This window comes from Planotetraspora thailandica (genome assembly GCF_016863335.1).
In the GTDB taxonomy this organism is placed as follows: Bacteria; Actinomycetota; Actinomycetes; order Streptosporangiales; family Streptosporangiaceae; genus Planotetraspora; species Planotetraspora thailandica.
The window spans coordinates 293,414-310,083 of the sequence record NZ_BOOR01000012.1 but is presented as its reverse complement, the minus strand read 5'-3'; the positions used below and the strand labels follow the sequence as shown (position 1 = coordinate 310,083).

Below are 16,670 nucleotides of genomic sequence, written 5' to 3'. Positions count from 1 at the left end.
GGCACGGTCTTCAGGCACGGTCTTCAGGCACGGTCTTCAGGCACGGTCTTCAAGCGCAGTCTTCAGCCGCGGGCCGGCCTGCTGCCCGCATACGGCTTCGCGCGTACGGCGCGGGCCCACCTCACCTGTTGATGTAGCCGACGAGCGCCTCCTTCTCGATCTCCAGCTCCTCGATGGCGCTCTTGACCACGTCGCCGATGCTCACGATGCCGCACAGCCTGCCGTGGCGCACGACGGGCACGTGACGCACGCGATGGTTGGTCATGGTGCGGCGAAGCTCCTCCACGTTCGCGTCGGGAGCACAGGTGCGAACGTCGGCAGTCATGATCGATGAGACGGGGAGGCCGAGTACCCCGGCGCCCTGCTCGTGCAACCGCCGTACGACGTCGCGTTCCGAGACGATTCCCTCGATCGTGACGCCGTCCTGTGAGACGACCACGGCTCCGATGTTGAGCTCGGCGAGCATCGCGAGGAGCTCGGTGACCGTGGCCTGCGGGGGAACCGTCGCGACGCTCGTCCCCTTACCCTGCAAGATCGAACCGATGAGCAATCCACACCGCCCTTCCGGGGCTCCGAGGGGAAAGATCCCCGATTACCGCTCCGGCCTGCGGCGGAAGCGACCCAGTCTGTTTTCCCAGGCAACAACCGCCGGTCAAGTCCGTCAATACTCCTGACTCACAACAGGCGAAGGATCGCCGCCCCCTTGAACCGCCCCCTTGACCGCCGCTCGTCGTACGGCGGAGCCTCCGCCGGCAGTTCACTTGATCGTCATATAGGTCCCCTAGGGTGAGCGCGTGCGCGCCCCCCTGGCCGTGGCCGGATACACCGACGAGGTCCTCGACGCCGTCGGCGGCACGCTGACCGAGGCGGAGCGCACCCGGGCGGACCGGTTCACCCGCAGGCAGGACCGCCTCGACTTCATCGCCGCCCACCTGCTCGTACGGCACTGCGCGGCGGAGCTGCTCGACACCCGGGCCTGCATGCTCACGCTGGTCCAGCGGTGCGAGCGCTGCGGCGGCGCGCACGGGCGCCCCCGGCTGGCCGAGGCGCCCGAGTTGTCGATCACCCTGGCGCACACGTCCGGATACGTCTGCGCGGCGGCCGGATACGGGCGGGTGGGAGTCGACGCGGAGCACGCGACGTCCGGCCCTGCCGACGAGAGCCTGGCCGCCCTGGCGTTGACCCCGGCGGAGGCGGCCGTGGTGGGCCGCGACAACGCCCGGCTCATCCGGCAGTGGGTCCGCAAGGAGGCCCTGGTGAAACGGGGAGAGCTGACCCTCGACCGGCTCAGAGACGTCGACCTGTCCGCGCTGCCGTTCGACGACGGCCTTTCCGGCGACATCGAGTGGGAAGGCCGCCACCTGCTCGAATGGCGGGCCGGCACCGTCATCGCGACCGCGATCACCGACGAGCCGGCGAAGCTACGCCTCCTGGGGGGCTGACCGTCCGGGGGTCGGGTCGAGGAAGACCTGCTTGATCTCGGGGAAACGCTCGGTCAGGCACAGCTCCACCCGGTCGGACGCCTTCTCCAGCCCGTCCCCCGTGGTCTCGTCCAGGAAGTCGATCTTCGCGGCGACCATGATCTGGCCGGGGCCCATCACGACCGTGACGAGCTCGACGACGCCCTCCACCTCCGGCTGGCCGACGAGCAAGGCCCTGATCTCGTCCTCCATGGCGGTGGAGGTCGACTGCCCGATGAGCAGCGACGCGTTCGTCCTGATCAGGATGAGGGCCACACCGAGCAGGAGCAGGCCGATGACGATCGAGGCCGTGCCGTCCCAGAACGCCGTGCCGGTGACGCTGGACAACACCAGGCCGAGCCCGGCGATCACGATGCCGGCCAGAGCCGCGATGTCCTCCAGGACGACGGCTTTCAGCATCGTGTCGGAGGTGCGCGACAGCAGCCGGCGGGAGCTCACCCCCTGCCTGCCCGCCTCCGTGCGCAGCTGCGACAGTCCTCGCCACAGGGAGACCGACTCGATCACGAAGGACACGGCGAGCACCGCGTAGGAGACCCAGACCTTGCCCAGCTCCTCGCCGTGGGTGATCGTGTGCCAGCCATGCGTGAGGGAGAAGCCGGCTCCCACGACCAGCGTGAAGCAGGCCGCGATGATCGCCCATAAGTAGCTCGCCCTGCCGTGGCCCAGCGGATGCCGCCGGTCGGCGGGCCGCTCGCCGTGCCTGATGGCGGTGAAGAGCAGCAGCTCTGTGACGGTGTCGGCGGCCGAGTGGGCGGCCTCGGACAACATCGACGCGGACGAGCTGATGAGGCCCGCGACCAGTTTGGCGAGCGCGATCGCGAGATTGGCCGCCCCGGCCACCACGACGGTGCCGAGGCTCTCGCTGTTCTCGCTGCCCTCTTCCGCGCCCATCGCCACTCCGTCCGCCCTGCTCAATCGGTGCGATCTTATGCTGTGGTCATGAAAGACCCCGGCTGGCTCACCCCGCAGGAGCAGCGCGCGTGGCGGGCTCATCTCGCCGCGCACCGCCTGTTGTCCCATCAGCTCGACCGCGAGCTCCAGGTTTTCGGCCTGTCGCTCAACGACTACGAGATCCTGGTGAACCTCTCCGAGAGTCCTGAGCATCGTATGCGTATGAGCGAACTCGCCGACGCGACCGTCCAGTCCCGCAGCAGGCTCTCCCACCAGATCTCCCGCATGGAGGCGGACGGGCTGGTGGCGCGGGAGGACTGCGAGGACGACCGCCGCGGCACGTTCGCGGTGCTGACCGACCTCGGGTGGGAGACCATGCAGCGGGTGGCCCCCGAACACGTCGCCAGCGTGCGTGAGCATTTCGTCGACCTCCTCACCCCGGAGCAGGTGGCCACGATCGAGGAGGTCTACACCGGCGTCGTCGAGCACCTCCACACGCTCCGCTCGGCCAAGTGACCACACGCGTACGGCACGGGCCGAGGGTCGTGTTCCCCCAGAGGTGCCAAACCGATATGTCGCAATCGCCTGCCGTTACCTTGACGATCGCTACGATCCGCCTGTGAGAAGAATCGTCTGGCTGGCCCTGGCCGCCGTCCTGCTCGTCGCGTCCTGCGGCTCGAACAGCGACGCCTCATTGCCGAGCGGCCCCGACCTGCTCAGGAAGTCCGCGGACGCGATGAAGGCGGTCAAGACGGTCTCCTTCGCCATCGACACCAAGGACAAGCCCGCCGTGCCGATCCGGCACGCGGAGGGCAGTCTCACCAATGCGGGCGACGCCAAGGGCAAGATCCAGATCGATCTCATGGGCCTCCAGGAGCTGGAGTTCGTGGTGTCCGGCGACACCGTGCACTTCAAGGGACCGACCGGCGGCTTCCAGACGATGACCCGTCAGCAGCTCGCAGCGATCTACGACCCGTCGGCGGTGCTCACGGGCGTGCCCGCGCTGCTGACGGAGGCGGCGAAGGACGCCCGCGCCGAGGCGGCCGAGAAGGTCGGCGACGCCGACGCCTACCGGGTGGGCGTGAAGCTGCCCCAGCAGTCCCTGGTCAAGCTGGTTCCCGGCGTTCAGCAGGGCGTCGACGGCACGGTGTGGATCGACAAGGCCACCAGCCGGCTCGTGAAGATCGACCTGCCGCTGACCGGCGGCAGCGTGCTGGTCACGCTCGACGACTACGACGCACCCGTGACCATCACGCCTCCCCCGGCCGCGTGACCGCCGCCTCATGACCACGGTGCAGAACACGATGCGGAACACTGTGCGGAGTCGCCGCGTCCTGCTCGGCGTCGGCGGAGCAACCGTGCTCCTGGCCGCGCTGGACGCCTACGTCGTCGTGACCGTGCTCACCGCCATCGCGGGGGACGTCGGCGTCCCGGTCAACCATCTGGAGCGCGCCACCCCGATCGTCACCGGCTTCCTGCTGGGATACGTCGCGGCGATGCCGCTGCTCGGACAGCTGTCCGACCGGTACGGCAGGCGTGTGGTGATCCACGCCTGCCTGGCGGGCTTCGCCGCCGGGTCCGTGATCACCGCCCTGGCCACGGGGGTGCCCGCCCTCGTGGCGGGCCGTACGCTCCAGGGCGTCGCGGGCGGCGCGTTGCTGCCGGTCACGATGGCGCTCATCGCGGACCTGTGGGACGAGCGGGGGCGGCCGGTGGCCCTGGGGGCCGTCGGCGCCGCGCAGGAGCTCGGCAGCGTCCTCGGCCCGCTGTACGGCGCGGGCCTGGCGGCCCTGGCAGGTTGGCGCGGCATCTTCTGGATCAACGTGCCGCTGGCGCTGCTGGCCGCCGTCGCCGTCCACCGGGCGGTCCCCGGCGAACCCCGCGGCCGTACGGCAGGCCCGACCGGGGCGCAGATCGGGGTGCGGATCGACGTCGTCGGCGGGATCCTGCTCGCGCTCTCCCTCGGGCTGCTGGTGGCCGGGCTGTACAACCCGTCGCCGGGCACCTCCGTGCTGCCGCCGTGGGGCCTGCCGTGCGTGGCGGCGGGGGCGGTCGCGGCGGCGGCGTTCGTGACCTGGGAGATCCGCTCGCCGGTCCGCCTGCTCGACCTCACCGGGATTCCCCGGCGGCCGCTGCTCGCGACGCTGGCCGTGAGCTTCCTGGCCGGGGCCGCCCTGCTGGTCACACTGGTCGACGTGCAACTCGTCGCGCAGACGCTGATGGGCAAGGACGAGGTCTCCGGCGCCCTGGTCCTGACCCGGTTCCTCGCCGCGCTCGCGGTGGCGGCCTTCCTCGGCGGCATGCTGACGCGCCGGTTCGGGGAGCGCGTGGTCGCGGTGGCCGGCATGGCGCTGGCCACCGCCGGTTATGTGCTCATCTCCGGCTGGCCCGCCGACCCTGCGGCGGCGGGGCTGCGCGTGGACGCCGACCTGGTCGTCGCCGGTCTCGGGCTGGGCGCGGTCATCGCCCCGGTCTCGTCGGCGGTGCTCAGGGCCGTGCCGGCCGTGCAGCACGGTGTGGCGTCGGCGGCGGTCGTGGTGGCCCGGATGATGGGGATGCTGCTCGGCGTGGCCGCCCTGTCCGCGTGGGGTTTCCACCGTTTCCAGTCGCTGACCGCCGACCTGGACACGCCGCTGCCGTTCGGGGTGGACGCCGCCGAGTACACGAAGCAGATTGCCGACTACACGGCCAAGGTCAAAGCCGCCCTCCACGTCGAATATTCGGAGATCTTCCTGATCACCGCGGGGCTGTGCGTGCTCGGCGCGGCCGCCGCCCTGGCGCTGCCCGCCCGCGCCGCGGCCGGCGAACCCCCGGCGGGCGAACCCGGCGCTCAGGAACCCGGTGCTTAAGAGCGCAGGTAGGCCAGCACCGCCTGGACGCGGCGGTGCTGGTCGGCGTCGTCGGCGTGCAGCCCGAGCTTGGTGAAGATGCCGCGGATGTGCTTTTCGACCGCGCCCTCGGTGACGACGAGCAGCCGGCTGATGGCCGGGTTGGACCGGCCTTCCGCCATGAGCCCGAGCACCTCCCGCTCGCGCGGGGTCAGCGACGCGAGGGGGTCGCCCCGGCGCCGCCGTACCATCAGCTGGGCGACGACCTGGGGGTCGAAGACGGTGCCGCCGGCCGCGACCCGGCGCAGCCCCTCCATGAACTCCTCGACGTCGACGACGCGGTCTTTGAGCAGGTAGCCGACCGCGCCGCGGGCGTCGGCCAGCAGGTCGTCGGCGTAGGAGACCTCGACGTACTGGGAGAGGATGAGCACGGGCGCGCCGGGCACGCGGCGCCGCGCCTCGACGGCGGCTTTGAGGCCCTCGTCGGTGAACGACGGCGGCATCCGCACGTCGACGACCGACACGTCGGGCCGGTGGGCGGTGACCGCCTCGACGAGGCCGTCTCCGGTGCCGACGGCCTCGACCACTTCACATCCGAACTCTTCGAGCAGCCGGACCAGGCCTTCCCTGATCAGGACCGCGTCGTCCGCCACCACTACCCGCACGGAACCTCCGCCACGATCGTCGTCGGCCCGCCGGCGGGCGACCGTACGGCCAGTTCGCCCTCGACCGCCCGCAGCCGGTCGGCGAGGCCGGACAGGCCATGCCCCTTGGCGACGTGCGCGCCGCCCACCCCATCGTCGCCGATGGTGAGCAGGAGCGTGTCGCCGATCCTCGACAACGTGACCTGGCAGAGCTCGGCCCTGCTGTGCTTGGCCACGTTGGTGAGCGCCTCTGCGGTCACGAAATACACCGTGTTCTCGATCAGCGCGGGGAACCGCTCGTCGACCTGCACGTCGAGCTCGACGGGCACCGTGCACCGGCTCGCCAGGGCGGCCAGCGCCGGAGCCAGGCCGCGGTCGGCGAGGATCGGCGGCGCGATGCCCCGCGACAGCGCCCGCAGCTCGTCCAGGGTCTCGCGGGTGGCGGTGATCGCCTTGCCGATGGTGTTCTGGGCGGCCGTCGCGTCGCGTTCGAGCTCGCGCTGGGCGCGCGACAGCTCCATGGCCAGGTGCACGAGTCGCTGCTGGGGGCCGTCGTGGATGTCGCGCTCCAGCCTGCGCAGGGCGTTGGCCTCGGCGTAGGCGGCGGCGTTGCGGCCCTCCGTCAGGTCCTCGATGCGCTCCTGCAGCTCGGCGACCCCGGTGAGCAGCGCCCTGCCCAGGGACGCCTGAAGCAGCGCGCAGCCTCGGACGACCGGATAGAGCGTGATTGCCGCGACGACGCCGAGCGCGCCGTAGAAGAGGGAGTCGACGAAATATCCGCGGCCGAATCCGAGCAGCTCGGGCAGGCCGTGGTTGTCCGGGATGTTGGACAAGACCCAGCCATAGAGCGGATAGGTCAGCCCGGTGAGCGTCAGCGACCACCACGTGACCGCCACGCAGAAGGTCAGGATCGCCACGGGGAAGATCACCAGAGCGTGCAGGACGTCGAGCCACGGCTGCCCGCCGGACAGCGGCGTCAGCATCCTGCGCAGCCAGCCGGCGCCTTCGGGAGACCGGGGGTAGCGGGGGCGGGCGAGTTGCGTGCCCAGCACCCCGCTGATCCTGATCCGCTCGACGTCGCCCAGTCCCCGCGCCACGAGCGCGGTCAGCGCGAGGACGGGCACGCCGACCCAGACGACCAGCAGGCCCGCCCCGGAGGAGAGGCCGAGCACCGTCAGGCAGAACGCGATGATCGCGAGGGGGAACCCGACGAGGAGATAGACGGTGTCCCCGGCGAGGCGGGAGAGGAGTCGTCGCATGAAGCCCACGCTATGCACCGGCCGCCTCTCGATCGATCCCGTAGCCGGGAGCCCTCAAGGTAGGGCTGGCCCTACTTCTTCTTCCGCTTCTCCCTGATCTTCATGGTGACCTCGATCGGGGAGCCGGCGAAGCCGAACTCCTCACGGATGCGCCGCTCCAGGAACCGGCGGTAGGTCTCCTCGAGGAAGCCCGAGGTGAACAGCACGAACTTGGGCGGCTCCGTCGACGCCTGGGTCGCGAACAGGATCTTGGGCTGCTTGCCCGACCGGACCGGCGGCGGGGTCGCCTGCAGCAGCTCGGTGAGGAACTGGTTGAGGCGGCCGGTCGGCACCCGCGTGCCCCACGACTCCAGCGCCCGCTCGATCGCCGGCACGAGCTTCTCGACGTGACGGCCGGTCTTGGCGGAGATGTTGACCCGCAGCGCCCAAGGCGTGCGCACGAGCTGCCGGTCGATCTCCTTCTCCAGGTAGTAGCGCCGGTCCTCGTCGACCAGGTCCCACTTGTTGAAGGCGACGACCATCGCCCGGCCCGACTCGATGACCAGGCCGATGATGCGCAGGTCCTGCTCGGTCAGCACCTCGGAGGCGTCGATCAGCACGACGGCGACCTCGGAGCGCTCCAGGGCGGCACGGGTGCGCATGGCCGCGTAGAAGTCGGCGCCCTGCAACTCCCTGTCCCGGCGGCGGATGCCGGCGGTGTCGATGAAGCGGTAGGTTTTTCCGCCCAGCTCGACCAGCTCGTCGACCGGGTCGCGCGTGGTGCCCGCCTTGGGGTCGACCAGCACGCGTTCCTCCCCCGCCACCCGGTTGAGCAGGGACGACTTGCCCACGTTGGGCTTGCCCAGCAGGGCGATCCTGCGGGGACCCCGGCCCTCGCCGAACTTGAGGGGCGGCGTCTCGGGGAGCGCCTCGAGCACGACGTCGAGGAGGTCGCCGCTGGACCGTCCGTGCAGGGCCGAGACCGGGTACGGCTCGCCGAGCCCCAATGACCAAAGTCCGGTGGCCTCCAGCTCCATCAGCTGGTTGTCGACCTTGTTGGCGGCGAGGATCACGGGTTTGCCCGAGCGGCGCAGCACCGCGCCGACGGCCTCGTCGGAGTCGGTCACGCCGACGCTGGCGTCGACGACGAAGAGCACCACGTCGGCCAGGTCGGCCGCGATCTGGGCCTGCTCGGCGATGCGCAGAGCCATGCCGGTGGCGTCCGGGTCCCAGCCGCCGGTGTCGACCAGGGTGAACCGGCGCCCCCGCCAGTTCGCCTCGTAGGTGACCCGGTCGCGGGTCACGCCGGGCACGTCCTCCACGACCGCCTCACGCCGGCCGATGATGCGGTTGACCAGCGTGGACTTGCCCACGTTGGGCCGGCCGACCACCGCGACGACCGGGATCGGCCCCGCGTCGGGCTCCTCGTCCGCGCCGCCGGAGGGCGCCTCGTTCTCGTCGAACTCGTCGAACCCATCGAACTCGGAGAATTCGGACTCGTCGAAGTCAGCGGGCTCGGCGTCCACCCAGCCGCTGTCGTCGCGGTACTCCCCCGTCACGTCCCTGCTCATCGCTTCCTCTCCCGATCCCGGAGAGGATCAGGCTCGCTCCTTGACGAGCCGCAGGACCTCGGCGATCACATCGTCCAAGGTCAGCGGCGTGGTGTCCAGCTCGATCGCGTCCGCGGCCATCGCGAGCGGGTCGGCCTTCCTGGTGGAGTCGAGCGTGTCCCGCCGGGCCATATCGGCCTTCTGCGTCTCGACCGTGGTCTCCGCCGCCGTGCCGATCAACTCCGCCGTACGGCGCCGCGCACGGGCGTCGGCGCTCGCCGTCAGGTAGATCTTGACGGGCGCGTCCGGGGCGACGACGGTGCCGGTGTCACGGCCCTCGACGACGATGCCGCCTTCGGGCAGGGACGCGGCGATGATCTCCTGCTGGAGGGCGACGAGGCGGCGGCGCACCTCGGGCACCGCGCTCACGGCCGAGACGGCGCCCGTGACCTCCGGGCCACGGATGGGGCCGTTCACGTCGACGCCTCCGACGGTCACGCCGGGGGCGTCCGGGTCGGTGGTCATGACCAGGACCGGCTCGCCGGCGCGGGCCGCGATCGCCGCGGGGTCGGCCAGGTCGACCCCCTGCTGGAGCATCCACCAGGTGATCGCGCGGTACATCGCACCCGTGTCGAGGTAGCGCAGTCCGAGCGCGCGGGCGACGCCGCGCGAGGCGCTCGACTTGCCTGACCCCGAGGGACCATCCATGGCGACGACCAGACCCGACACGGTCTCTCCTTTACTTTTCCGGCCCCTTCGAGCTTCCGCCCATGAGGCTACCGGGATTCGACGTCTACCCACGCATCGGAGCGGCTTCCCGTCCGGGCTCGTCAGGCGTCTCCGAGCAGCCGCGTGGAGGCGGCCTCCTGAGCGAGCCTGCGCAGGGAGGCCAGCACCGCGTCGCCGACCGCGGTCCACACCACCACGGCCTCGACGACGCTGTCGAGATCTCCCCGCCGGGCGACCGCCTCGACCTCCTCGGCGGCGAGCCGGTCGGCGGCTTCCGCATAGGAGTCGAGCAGCGCGAAGTAGTCGTCCTGGCCGAGCCTTCGCAACGTGGCGAGCGCCTCCGCGAGGGTGCGGCGGGCCGGGTTGTTCTCCTTGACCTGCCATCCCCGCTTGGCGACGAGTTCGTCCACCTCGGCCACGGCGTCGTCCCACGCCTCGTCCCGCTCGTGCTCCCCGACGGGCTCCCGCGCGGGCGTCATGGCGTACTGCGCCTTGCCGAGGGTGTCGAGCTCGGACAGGCCGCCCGAGAACATCAGGGTGAGCGCCTCACGCGCGGAGGCGATCGACAGCCCGCCGACCTCGACGAGCGCCCGGGCGAGCCGGATTCGCCGCACGTGGGCCTCGCCGTACTGGGCCTGGTTGGGACCGGTGCGCTCCCCTGCAGGGACGAGGCCCTCCCGCAGGTAGTACTTGATCGTGGGGATGGGGACGCCGGTGCGCCTGCTGAGCTCAGCGATCCTCATCGTCTCTCTCCCTCGCCACGTGCCCCCAGGATAGGACCCCCGCGGTGTACGGCACCGCCCGCGAGGTCTTGCCCGCCTCACCACCGAGCGGATAGCATCACTATCCATAAAGTGGATAGCAATACTTTCTACTATCCATCATGGAGGTCCGCATGTTCGCCACTCTGGGCAGGTTCGCCGGCCGGCGCCGCCGGTGGATCATGGTGGGGACGCTGGTGCTCGTCGCCTTCTCGGCGGTCTGGGGCACCGGCGTCTTCTCGCGGCTCGGCGGCGGCGCCGGCTTCGACGACCCCGGGAGCCCGTCCGCGCACGCGGACCGCGTGCTCGCCGGGCCGCTCGGGCGGCACGCCAATGACCTGGTCGTCCTCTACGAGAGCGACCGGCTCACCGTGGACGACCCCGCCTTCTCCGGCCCCGTACAGCGGGCGCTGGAATCGGTCCCCCGCGACGACGTCACCCGGCTCGACTCCTACTGGTCGACCGGATCGCCCGGATTCGTCGCGAAGGACAGGCACGCCACCTACGTCACCGTGCAGTTGCGCTCGGCCGACGATCAGGAGCGGGTCCAGCAGCTGAGGAGGATCCAAGGCGATTTCGCGGCCGAAGGGCTCACGGTGCGCTTCGGCGGCACCACGGCCATGACCGACCAGGTGAACCGGATGACGCTGCGCGACCTCGCGATCGCCGAGGCGGTCTCGATCCCGGTGCTGCTGATCCTGCTGATCGTGATCTTCCGGAGCGTCCGGGCGGCCGCCATCCCCCTGATCATCGGGATCACGGCGGCACTCGGCTCGCTCGCGCTGCTGCGGTTCGTCACGTTCTTCACCGACATCTCGACCTTCGCCATCCAGGTCGTCACCATCCTCGGCCTCGGTCTGGCCATCGACTACGCGCTGCTGGCCGTCACCCGGTTCCGCGAGGAGCTGTCGGCGGGCGCCACCGTGGAGGCGGCGGTGGAACGCACGATGGCCACGGCGGGCCGCACCATCGTGTTCTCCGGGGCCGTGGTGGCCGTGTCGTTCTCCGGGCTCACGCTGTTCCCGTCACGGTTCCTGCTGTCCATGGGCTATGCGGGGGCGGGCACGGTGATCGTCGCCGTGCTCGCCTCCCTCACCGTGCTGCCGGCGATCCTCACGTCCATGGGCACCAGGTTGAAGACGGCCCGGTCCCGGACGGCCGACCCCCTGGCGGGGCGGTGGTACCGGGTCGCCCACGCCGTCATGCGGCGCCCGCTGCGCAACACGGTCGGCATCGTCGTCGTGCTGGCCGCGCTCGGCCTGCCGTTCCTCGGCGTGAACTGGGCCCGTCCCGGCGACTGGGTGCTCCCCCCGAGCGCCGACGCCCGGGTCGTCACCCAGGAACTGGCGGCGCGCTTCGCCGCCGACCCGGGCAAGCTGCTCACCGCCGTCGTCGAGTCGCCCGGCCCCGCCGACCTGGCCACCTTGGACGCCTACGCCGCACGGCTCGACGCGGTGCCGGGAGTCGAGGGCGCGGCGGTCACGGGAGCCGCCGGCCGCCAGGCCAGGATCACCCTCGGCTATTCGATGGACCCGATGTCGCGCGACGCCCGGCGCATGGTCGAGGACCTCCGCGCGGTCCCCGCGCCCGCGGGCGGCACCGCCTCGTTCACCGGCATGCCGGCCTCGCGGGTGGACATCGTGAACATGGTCACCTCCCGCATGCCGTGGATGGCGTTGTTCGCGGCCGTGGTGTCCTTCGCGGTCCTGTTCCTGGCGTTCGGTTCGGTGGTGCTGCCGCTCAAGTCGGTGGTACTCAACCTGCTGTCGCTCGCCGCGGCCTTCGGCGCCATCAAGCTCATCTTCCAGGACGGCCTGCTCGACGGCCTGCTGGGGCTCCAGGCGGTCGGCGCGGTCGACGTGAACTTCCCCGTGCTGATCGTCGCGATCGCCTTCGGCCTGGCCATGGACTACGAGGTGTTCCTGCTGTCCCGGGTCCGGGAGGAATACGACCGCACGGGCGACGTCGCCGAGGCGACCGCGGTGGGGCTGCAACGCACCGCCCATGTCATCACCAGCGCCGCCCTGCTGGTGGCGATCGTCGTCGGCGGGTTCGCCCTGTCCGGCATCGTGTTCATGAAGATGGCCGGCATCGGCCTGGTGGTCGCCGTGGCGGTGGACGCCGTCGTGGTGCGGGGCCTGCTCGTGCCCGCGACGATGCGGCTGCTCGGGCGGTGGGCCTGGTGGGCGCCCGGGCCGCTGGCCCGGTGGTGGCGGCGGTACGGCACGGCCGGCCCGGCGATTCCCGGCTCCGGCGCGTCCACGGGCCGGCTCGATTCTCGCCCTGCTCGCACCTGACGGACATCCAGCGGACGTCCTGGCCGGCGTTCGCGCCGCGCCGGAACTCAGACGGGCACGTGCCAGCCGCGCCGGCGCAGCCCGTCGGCCAGGGCGTCCGCCGCCTCCGGCTGGACGTACAGCTCGGCCGCGCCCAGCGGCAGGCCGGGGGCGTGCTCCAGCCGGATGTCCTCGATGTTGACGCCGGTCTCCCCCGCCGCCTGCACGAGCCGCGCGAGCTCGCCGGGGCGGTCGCCGATGACGACCTGGACGACCGCGTACGTCCTGGCCGGCCCACCGTGTTTGCCGGGGATGCGGCCCGTGCCGCGCACTCCGCGTTCGAGCAGGTCGGTGACTCCGCTCACCGCCGCGCCCTCCCCGGCGAATTCGCGCAGGGACCGCGCCACGGCCGAAAGGTCGGCCACCAGCGCCTCCAGGACCTCGGCCACCGGTGTGGCGTTGCCCGACAGGATGCCCGTCCACAACGACGGGTCGCCCGCCGCGATGCGAGTGACGTCACGTACGCCCTGCCCGGACAGGCCGAGGGCGGTGTCGGACGCCTCCGACAGCCGCGCGGCGACGGCGGCGGCGGTGACATGGGGCACGTGGGAGACGACCGCGACGGCCCTGTCGTGCTGCTCGGCGTCCACCTGGGTGGCGTTTCCGCCGCACAGCGCGACCAGTTCGAGAGCCGTGTCCAGTGCCGCCGGCGTGGTCTCCGGCGTCGGGCAGAGCGCCCACGGGCGGCCCAGGAACAGATCGGCTCTGGCAGCCGCGGGCCCGGACCGTTCCCGGCCGGCGAGGGGATGCCCCGCCACATAACTGGACAGGTCGCACCCCAGCTGAGCGGCCTGGTCGAGCGGCAGCACCTTGACGCTGGCGACATCGGTGTAGACGCGCGCGGTGTCGTTCTTCTGCAGGTCGAGCAGCTGCTGCGCGACGAACTGCGGGGGAACGGCGATGATCGCGAGGTCGACCGTGCGGTCGGACGGCCAGTCCTCACCCGCGCCCAGCTCCCGCGCCAGCCGTACGGCCGACGGGTCGCGGTCGGAGAGGAAGACCCGGACCCCCTTCTGCCGGAGCGCGAGCGCGATCGAGGTGCCGATCAGCCCGGTGCCGATCACGACGGCGCTGCTGATCGCCGTGTCCTCGATGGGAGTCATGTCGTCGTCCTCGAGAGCCGTCTCATCGGGCCGACCGGCCGGTATGCCGGTCCGTTCCCGTCCAGCGGGCGGCCGTACGGCCCGTGAGGGCCGGCCGCCCGCGCCCGCCGTCCGGCCGGCGTGTACGGACGGCCTGCCGTACACGCCATGTGAGCCGTCAGCGGGCGGGTGTCACTGAGCGATGTCGACCCGCAGGGCCGCAGCGCCGCGCAGGTAGACGTGGTGGATCTCCTGCCGCGGGCGGTCCGTCGCCACGTGCGCCATGAGGCGCACCACCCGGGGCAGCGCGCCCGGCACGTCGATCTCCGAGGCGCACAGGAGGGGCACATCGTGGAAACCCAGCTTGCGGGCCGCCAGGGCGGGAAACTCGGCGGTCAGGTCGGGCGTGGCCGTGAAGATCACACTGATGACGTCGTCGGTCGTAAGCTTGTTGCGCTCCATCACCTCGGTCACCAGCTCGGTCGTGCCGGCGATGATCGAGTCACGATCGTCGGCGTCGACCTGGATGGCACCGCGTACTGCCCGCACCATGTCATTCCCCTCCCAGGAAACGGAGAGACGGGCGGGCTGAGCCACCCGTCTCCTTGACCCACAGACATTGTGCCCGAATGCGAAGTTCGTTCGCCGGACGGCCCAGGTTAGAGGCCCACGGCCGCGTACAGCTCGCCGATCTCCTGCACGGTCAGGGTCCGCACCGTGCCCGGCTTGAGACGCCCCAGCTTGACCGGGCCGAACTCGATGCGGGCGAGGTCGATCACCCGGTGGCCCGAGGCCTCGAGCAGCCGTCTGACGATGTGCTTGCGCCCCTCGTGCAGGACGATCTCCACGAGCGCCTGCTGGGCGTGCTCCTGCACGACGTGGAACTCGTCGACCTTGGCCAGCCCGTCCTCGAGCTCGATGCCCTTGCGGAGCACCCGGTGCAGGTCGCGCGGAATGGGACCGGGCACCTTGGCCCAGTACTTCTTCTGCACGCCGTAACTCGGGTGGGTCAGCCGGTGGGCGAGCTCCCCGTCGTTGGTGAACAGCAGCAGGCCCTCGGTCTCGGTGTCGAGCCGCCCGACGTGGAACAGCCGCGTGGACAGCTCCTGCACGTAGTCCTGGAGGCACGGCCGGCCGTCCGGGTCCTCCATGGTGCTCACGACGCCGATCGGCTTGTTCAGGGCGTAGTAGACGAGGTCGGGCGAGGCCGGGATGCGCTTGCCGTCGACGTGGATGACCTGCTTGGCGGGGTCGACCCGCGCACCGAAGCGGCGCACCACCTGACCGTCCACCGTCACGCGGCCGTCGCCGATCATCTCCTCGCAGGCCCGGCGGCTGGCGATGCCGGCCTGGGCCAGCACCTTCTGAAGCCGCTGGCCGCCCGGCACCTCGGTGGTGTCGCGCTCGTCGGTGTAGTCCTCGTCGTAGAAGTCCGGGTCGCGCCGCGGTTGCCGGGCGCTCTTGAACGGGTTCTCGCCGACGGTCCGGTCCGCTCCGCCGCGGCCCGCCCCGCCCTGCCCGTACGGCCGGCTGCCACGGGAACCGCCCGTGCCTCCCGAACCGCCCGTGCCTCCCGAACCCGACCGGGAGCCGCCGGAACCGGCACGCGTGTCCCGGCGGGAGCCGTCCCTGCCGAAACGGCCACGGGAGCCGCCCCTGTCGTCCCCGCCGCCACGGCCGAAGGAGCCCCGCCCGGAACCGCCGCGGCCGTAGCCGTCGCCGATCGTCTGGACGTCGTCACGCCGGTCGCTCCGGCCGCCCCGGGCACCGCGATCGGGCTGGGTGCGGGCGCCGCCCCGCTCGGCACGGAACCCCGCTCGCTCCTGGGACGGGCGCCCGTCCCCGCGCTCGCGCCGCACACCGTCCCGCCGGTCGCCCCCGTCGCGGTAATCTCGACGGTCGTCCCGGCTGTCCCGGCTGTCACGGCGGTCATCACGACGGTCGTCGCGGCTGTCACGGCGGTCGTCGCGACCGTATCCGCGCGTCTCCTCGCGCCGGGGGGCGCGCTCACGCCGATCCGAGCCGCCGCCCCGGTAGCCGCCGCGGTCGTCCCCGGCGTCGCGGCCCGGCCGCTCGCCGCGGTATCCGCGGTCGTCATCCGGCCTGCCGTACCGCTCGCGGGAACCGCCCCGCTCGGCCCGGAAGGAATCCGACCGGAAGGAGCCGGACCGGGGAGAGTCGGACCTGGAGGAGCCGCGCTCGCTCCTGTACCCGTCCCTGTCGCCCTCCGGCCTGCCGTACCGGCCGCGCGAGCCGCCGCGCTCCCCGGCGTCCCTGGAGCGGAAACCGCCGTCGGACCCGGTTCCACCGCTCTGCCGGAATCCCGATCCGGAGTCCGACCCGCGGAAACCTCCACGCCTGTCCCCCTGCGCTCCACGGCTGCCGCCGCGGGATCCTCCGCGGGTGCCGCCGGGACCGCTGCGGAATCCGCTCGATCCTCCCGAGCGGCCCGCCGCTCCTCCGCTCCGGCCGGTGTTCCGGTTCTGACCGCGTCCATCACCGGACGGGGTGCTCCTGCTGTTCACTTCTGCTCCTCAAGGGTTTCCACGTTGTCCGGGAGGAAGGGGGCCAGCTCGGGAAGCTCGCCGAGCTCCCGCAGCCCCAGTCTCTCCAGGAAATAGCTGGTCGTCCGGTAGAGCACGGCCTGGCTCTCCTGATCGACCCCGGCCTCTTCCACGAGGCCGCGTGCGAGCAGCGTCCGCATGACGCTGTCGCTGTTCACGCCGCGCACGGCCGCCACCCTGGCCCGGCTGACCGGCTGGCGGTAGGCGACCACGGCGAGCGTCTCCAGCGCGGCCTGGGTCAGGCGCGCCTGCTGGCCGTCTCTGACGAACCTCTCCACCAGCGGGGCGCATTCGGCCCGGGTGTAGAAGCGCCAGCCTCCGGCGACCTCCCGCAGGTCGAAACCTCTGCCTGCGGCAGTGTATTCCTCCGACAGCGCCCGCAACGCCGCGCTGATCTCGTTGGTGGGCCGCTCCAGCACCTGGGCCAGCGTGATCTCGGCGACGGGCTCGTCCACGACCATGAGGATCGACTCCAGCGCCGCGGACAGGCCGGGCCCGGCTTCGCCCTCTTCGGGGACGCCGATGTGGTCGGCGAGTCCGGAGGCGTCGCTCGCTTCCATAGCTCC

General features: G+C 71.7%; 16 protein-coding genes. 5 read left to right on the top strand and 11 right to left on the bottom strand.

From position 1 onward, the window contains the following. Window positions 1-121 precede the first annotated feature (121 nt). Window positions 122-550: a CBS domain-containing protein gene (locus Pth03_RS12290; RefSeq protein ID WP_203944296.1), complete on the bottom strand. Its 429-nt coding sequence runs from the start codon at window positions 548-550 to the stop codon at window positions 122-124. A 244-nt stretch (window positions 551-794) separates the two neighbouring features. On the opposite strand from Pth03_RS12290, the gene Pth03_RS12285 reads away from it, so the two are divergent. Then, window positions 795-1,442 (top strand): 4'-phosphopantetheinyl transferase family protein, encoded by a 648-nt coding sequence (locus tag Pth03_RS12285; protein WP_239118959.1) that lies wholly within the window; start codon window positions 795-797, stop codon window positions 1,440-1,442. Here Pth03_RS12285 and Pth03_RS12280 read toward each other — a convergent pair. Next, window positions 1,422-2,396 carry a cation diffusion facilitator family transporter gene (locus Pth03_RS12280; protein WP_239118958.1) on the bottom strand — a complete coding sequence of 325 codons (975 nt, stop codon included), beginning with the start codon at window positions 2,394-2,396 and terminating at the stop codon, window positions 1,422-1,424. The two genes, Pth03_RS12285 and Pth03_RS12280, sit on opposite strands and share 21 nt — an antisense overlap. 24 nt (window positions 2,397-2,420) lie before the next feature. Between Pth03_RS12280 and Pth03_RS12275 the strand changes: the two genes are divergently transcribed. The 3 genes from Pth03_RS12275 (at window position 2,421) to Pth03_RS12265 (ending at window position 5,221) form a co-directional block, all read left to right on the top strand. After that, window positions 2,421-2,888 carry a MarR family winged helix-turn-helix transcriptional regulator gene (locus Pth03_RS12275; RefSeq protein WP_203944295.1) on the top strand — a complete coding sequence of 156 codons (468 nt, stop codon included), beginning with the start codon at window positions 2,421-2,423 and terminating at the stop codon, window positions 2,886-2,888. A gap of 103 nt (window positions 2,889-2,991) precedes the next feature. Continuing rightward, window positions 2,992-3,645, top strand: coding sequence for an LppX_LprAFG lipoprotein (locus Pth03_RS12270; RefSeq protein WP_203944294.1), 654 nt, complete (start codon window positions 2,992-2,994; stop codon window positions 3,643-3,645). A 10-nt stretch (window positions 3,646-3,655) separates the two neighbouring features. Next, window positions 3,656-5,221: an MFS transporter gene (locus Pth03_RS12265; RefSeq protein WP_203944293.1), complete on the top strand. Its 1,566-nt coding sequence runs from the start codon at window positions 3,656-3,658 to the stop codon at window positions 5,219-5,221. On the opposite strand, the gene Pth03_RS12260 is transcribed toward Pth03_RS12265, so the two are convergent. The 5 genes from Pth03_RS12260 to Pth03_RS12240 form a co-directional block, all read right to left on the bottom strand. Then, on the bottom strand, window positions 5,218-5,865 hold the full coding sequence (locus Pth03_RS12260; RefSeq protein WP_203944292.1) for a response regulator transcription factor: 648 nt from the start codon (window positions 5,863-5,865) through the stop codon (window positions 5,218-5,220). The two genes, Pth03_RS12265 and Pth03_RS12260, sit on opposite strands and share 4 nt — an antisense overlap. Further along, window positions 5,856-7,103 carry a sensor histidine kinase gene (locus Pth03_RS12255; protein ID WP_203944291.1) on the bottom strand — a complete coding sequence of 416 codons (1,248 nt, stop codon included), beginning with the start codon at window positions 7,101-7,103 and terminating at the stop codon, window positions 5,856-5,858. The genes Pth03_RS12260 and Pth03_RS12255 overlap by 10 nt, the downstream gene beginning before the upstream one ends. Before the next feature lie 71 nt (window positions 7,104-7,174). Then, window positions 7,175-8,653: a ribosome biogenesis GTPase Der gene (der, locus tag Pth03_RS12250; protein WP_203944290.1), complete on the bottom strand. Its 1,479-nt coding sequence runs from the start codon at window positions 8,651-8,653 to the stop codon at window positions 7,175-7,177. Between the two features lie 27 nt (window positions 8,654-8,680). Next, window positions 8,681-9,340: a (d)CMP kinase gene (cmk, locus tag Pth03_RS12245; protein WP_203944344.1), complete on the bottom strand. Its 660-nt coding sequence runs from the start codon at window positions 9,338-9,340 to the stop codon at window positions 8,681-8,683. Window positions 9,341-9,462: 122 nt separating this feature from the next. Further along, the gene (locus Pth03_RS12240) at window positions 9,463-10,104 is read right to left on the bottom strand and encodes a MerR family transcriptional regulator (protein ID WP_203944289.1); all 642 of its coding nucleotides are present in this window, start codon (window positions 10,102-10,104) and stop codon (window positions 9,463-9,465) included. A 152-nt stretch (window positions 10,105-10,256) separates the two neighbouring features. On the opposite strand from Pth03_RS12240, the gene Pth03_RS12235 reads away from it, so the two are divergent. Then, window positions 10,257-12,419 carry an MMPL family transporter gene (locus Pth03_RS12235; protein WP_203944288.1) on the top strand — a complete coding sequence of 721 codons (2,163 nt, stop codon included), beginning with the start codon at window positions 10,257-10,259 and terminating at the stop codon, window positions 12,417-12,419. Window positions 12,420-12,466: 47 nt separating this feature from the next. Here Pth03_RS12235 and Pth03_RS12230 read toward each other — a convergent pair whose 3' ends face one another. The 4 genes from Pth03_RS12230 to scpB form a co-directional block, all read right to left on the bottom strand. Next, window positions 12,467-13,561 carry a prephenate dehydrogenase gene (locus Pth03_RS12230; RefSeq protein WP_203944287.1) on the bottom strand — a complete coding sequence of 365 codons (1,095 nt, stop codon included), beginning with the start codon at window positions 13,559-13,561 and terminating at the stop codon, window positions 12,467-12,469. Window positions 13,562-13,732: 171 nt separating this feature from the next. Continuing rightward, the gene (gene aroH / locus Pth03_RS12225; RefSeq protein WP_203944286.1) at window positions 13,733-14,092 is read right to left on the bottom strand and encodes a chorismate mutase; all 360 of its coding nucleotides are present in this window, start codon (window positions 14,090-14,092) and stop codon (window positions 13,733-13,735) included. 107 nt (window positions 14,093-14,199) lie between these two features. Beyond that, window positions 14,200-16,065, bottom strand: a complete 1,866-nt coding sequence (locus Pth03_RS41385; RefSeq protein WP_239118957.1) for a pseudouridine synthase — start codon at window positions 16,063-16,065, stop codon at window positions 14,200-14,202. Further along, window positions 16,062-16,664: an SMC-Scp complex subunit ScpB gene (scpB, locus tag Pth03_RS12215; protein ID WP_203944285.1), complete on the bottom strand. Its 603-nt coding sequence runs from the start codon at window positions 16,662-16,664 to the stop codon at window positions 16,062-16,064. The genes Pth03_RS41385 and scpB overlap by 4 nt, the downstream gene beginning before the upstream one ends. Window positions 16,665-16,670 lie beyond the last annotated feature (6 nt).

Coding starts and splice junctions, on each gene's coding strand:
- Pth03_RS12275 (WP_203944295.1), top strand. CDS start 2,421: ATGAAAGACCCCGGCTGGCTCACCCCGCAGGAGCAGCGCGCGTGGCGG.
- Pth03_RS12255 (WP_203944291.1), bottom strand. CDS start 7,103: ATGCGACGACTCCTCTCCCGCCTCGCCGGGGACACCGTCTATCTCCTC.
- Pth03_RS12240 (WP_203944289.1), bottom strand. CDS start 10,104: ATGAGGATCGCTGAGCTCAGCAGGCGCACCGGCGTCCCCATCCCCACG.
- Pth03_RS12265 (WP_203944293.1), top strand. CDS start 3,656: ATGACCACGGTGCAGAACACGATGCGGAACACTGTGCGGAGTCGCCGC.
- aroH (WP_203944286.1), bottom strand. CDS start 14,092: ATGGTGCGGGCAGTACGCGGTGCCATCCAGGTCGACGCCGACGATCGT.
- Pth03_RS12235 (WP_203944288.1), top strand. CDS start 10,257: ATGTTCGCCACTCTGGGCAGGTTCGCCGGCCGGCGCCGCCGGTGGATC.
- cmk (WP_203944344.1), bottom strand. CDS start 9,340: ATGGATGGTCCCTCGGGGTCAGGCAAGTCGAGCGCCTCGCGCGGCGTC.
- scpB (WP_203944285.1), bottom strand. CDS start 16,664: ATGGAAGCGAGCGACGCCTCCGGACTCGCCGACCACATCGGCGTCCCC.
- der (WP_203944290.1), bottom strand. CDS start 8,653: ATGAGCAGGGACGTGACGGGGGAGTACCGCGACGACAGCGGCTGGGTG.
- Pth03_RS12230 (WP_203944287.1), bottom strand. CDS start 13,561: ATGACTCCCATCGAGGACACGGCGATCAGCAGCGCCGTCGTGATCGGC.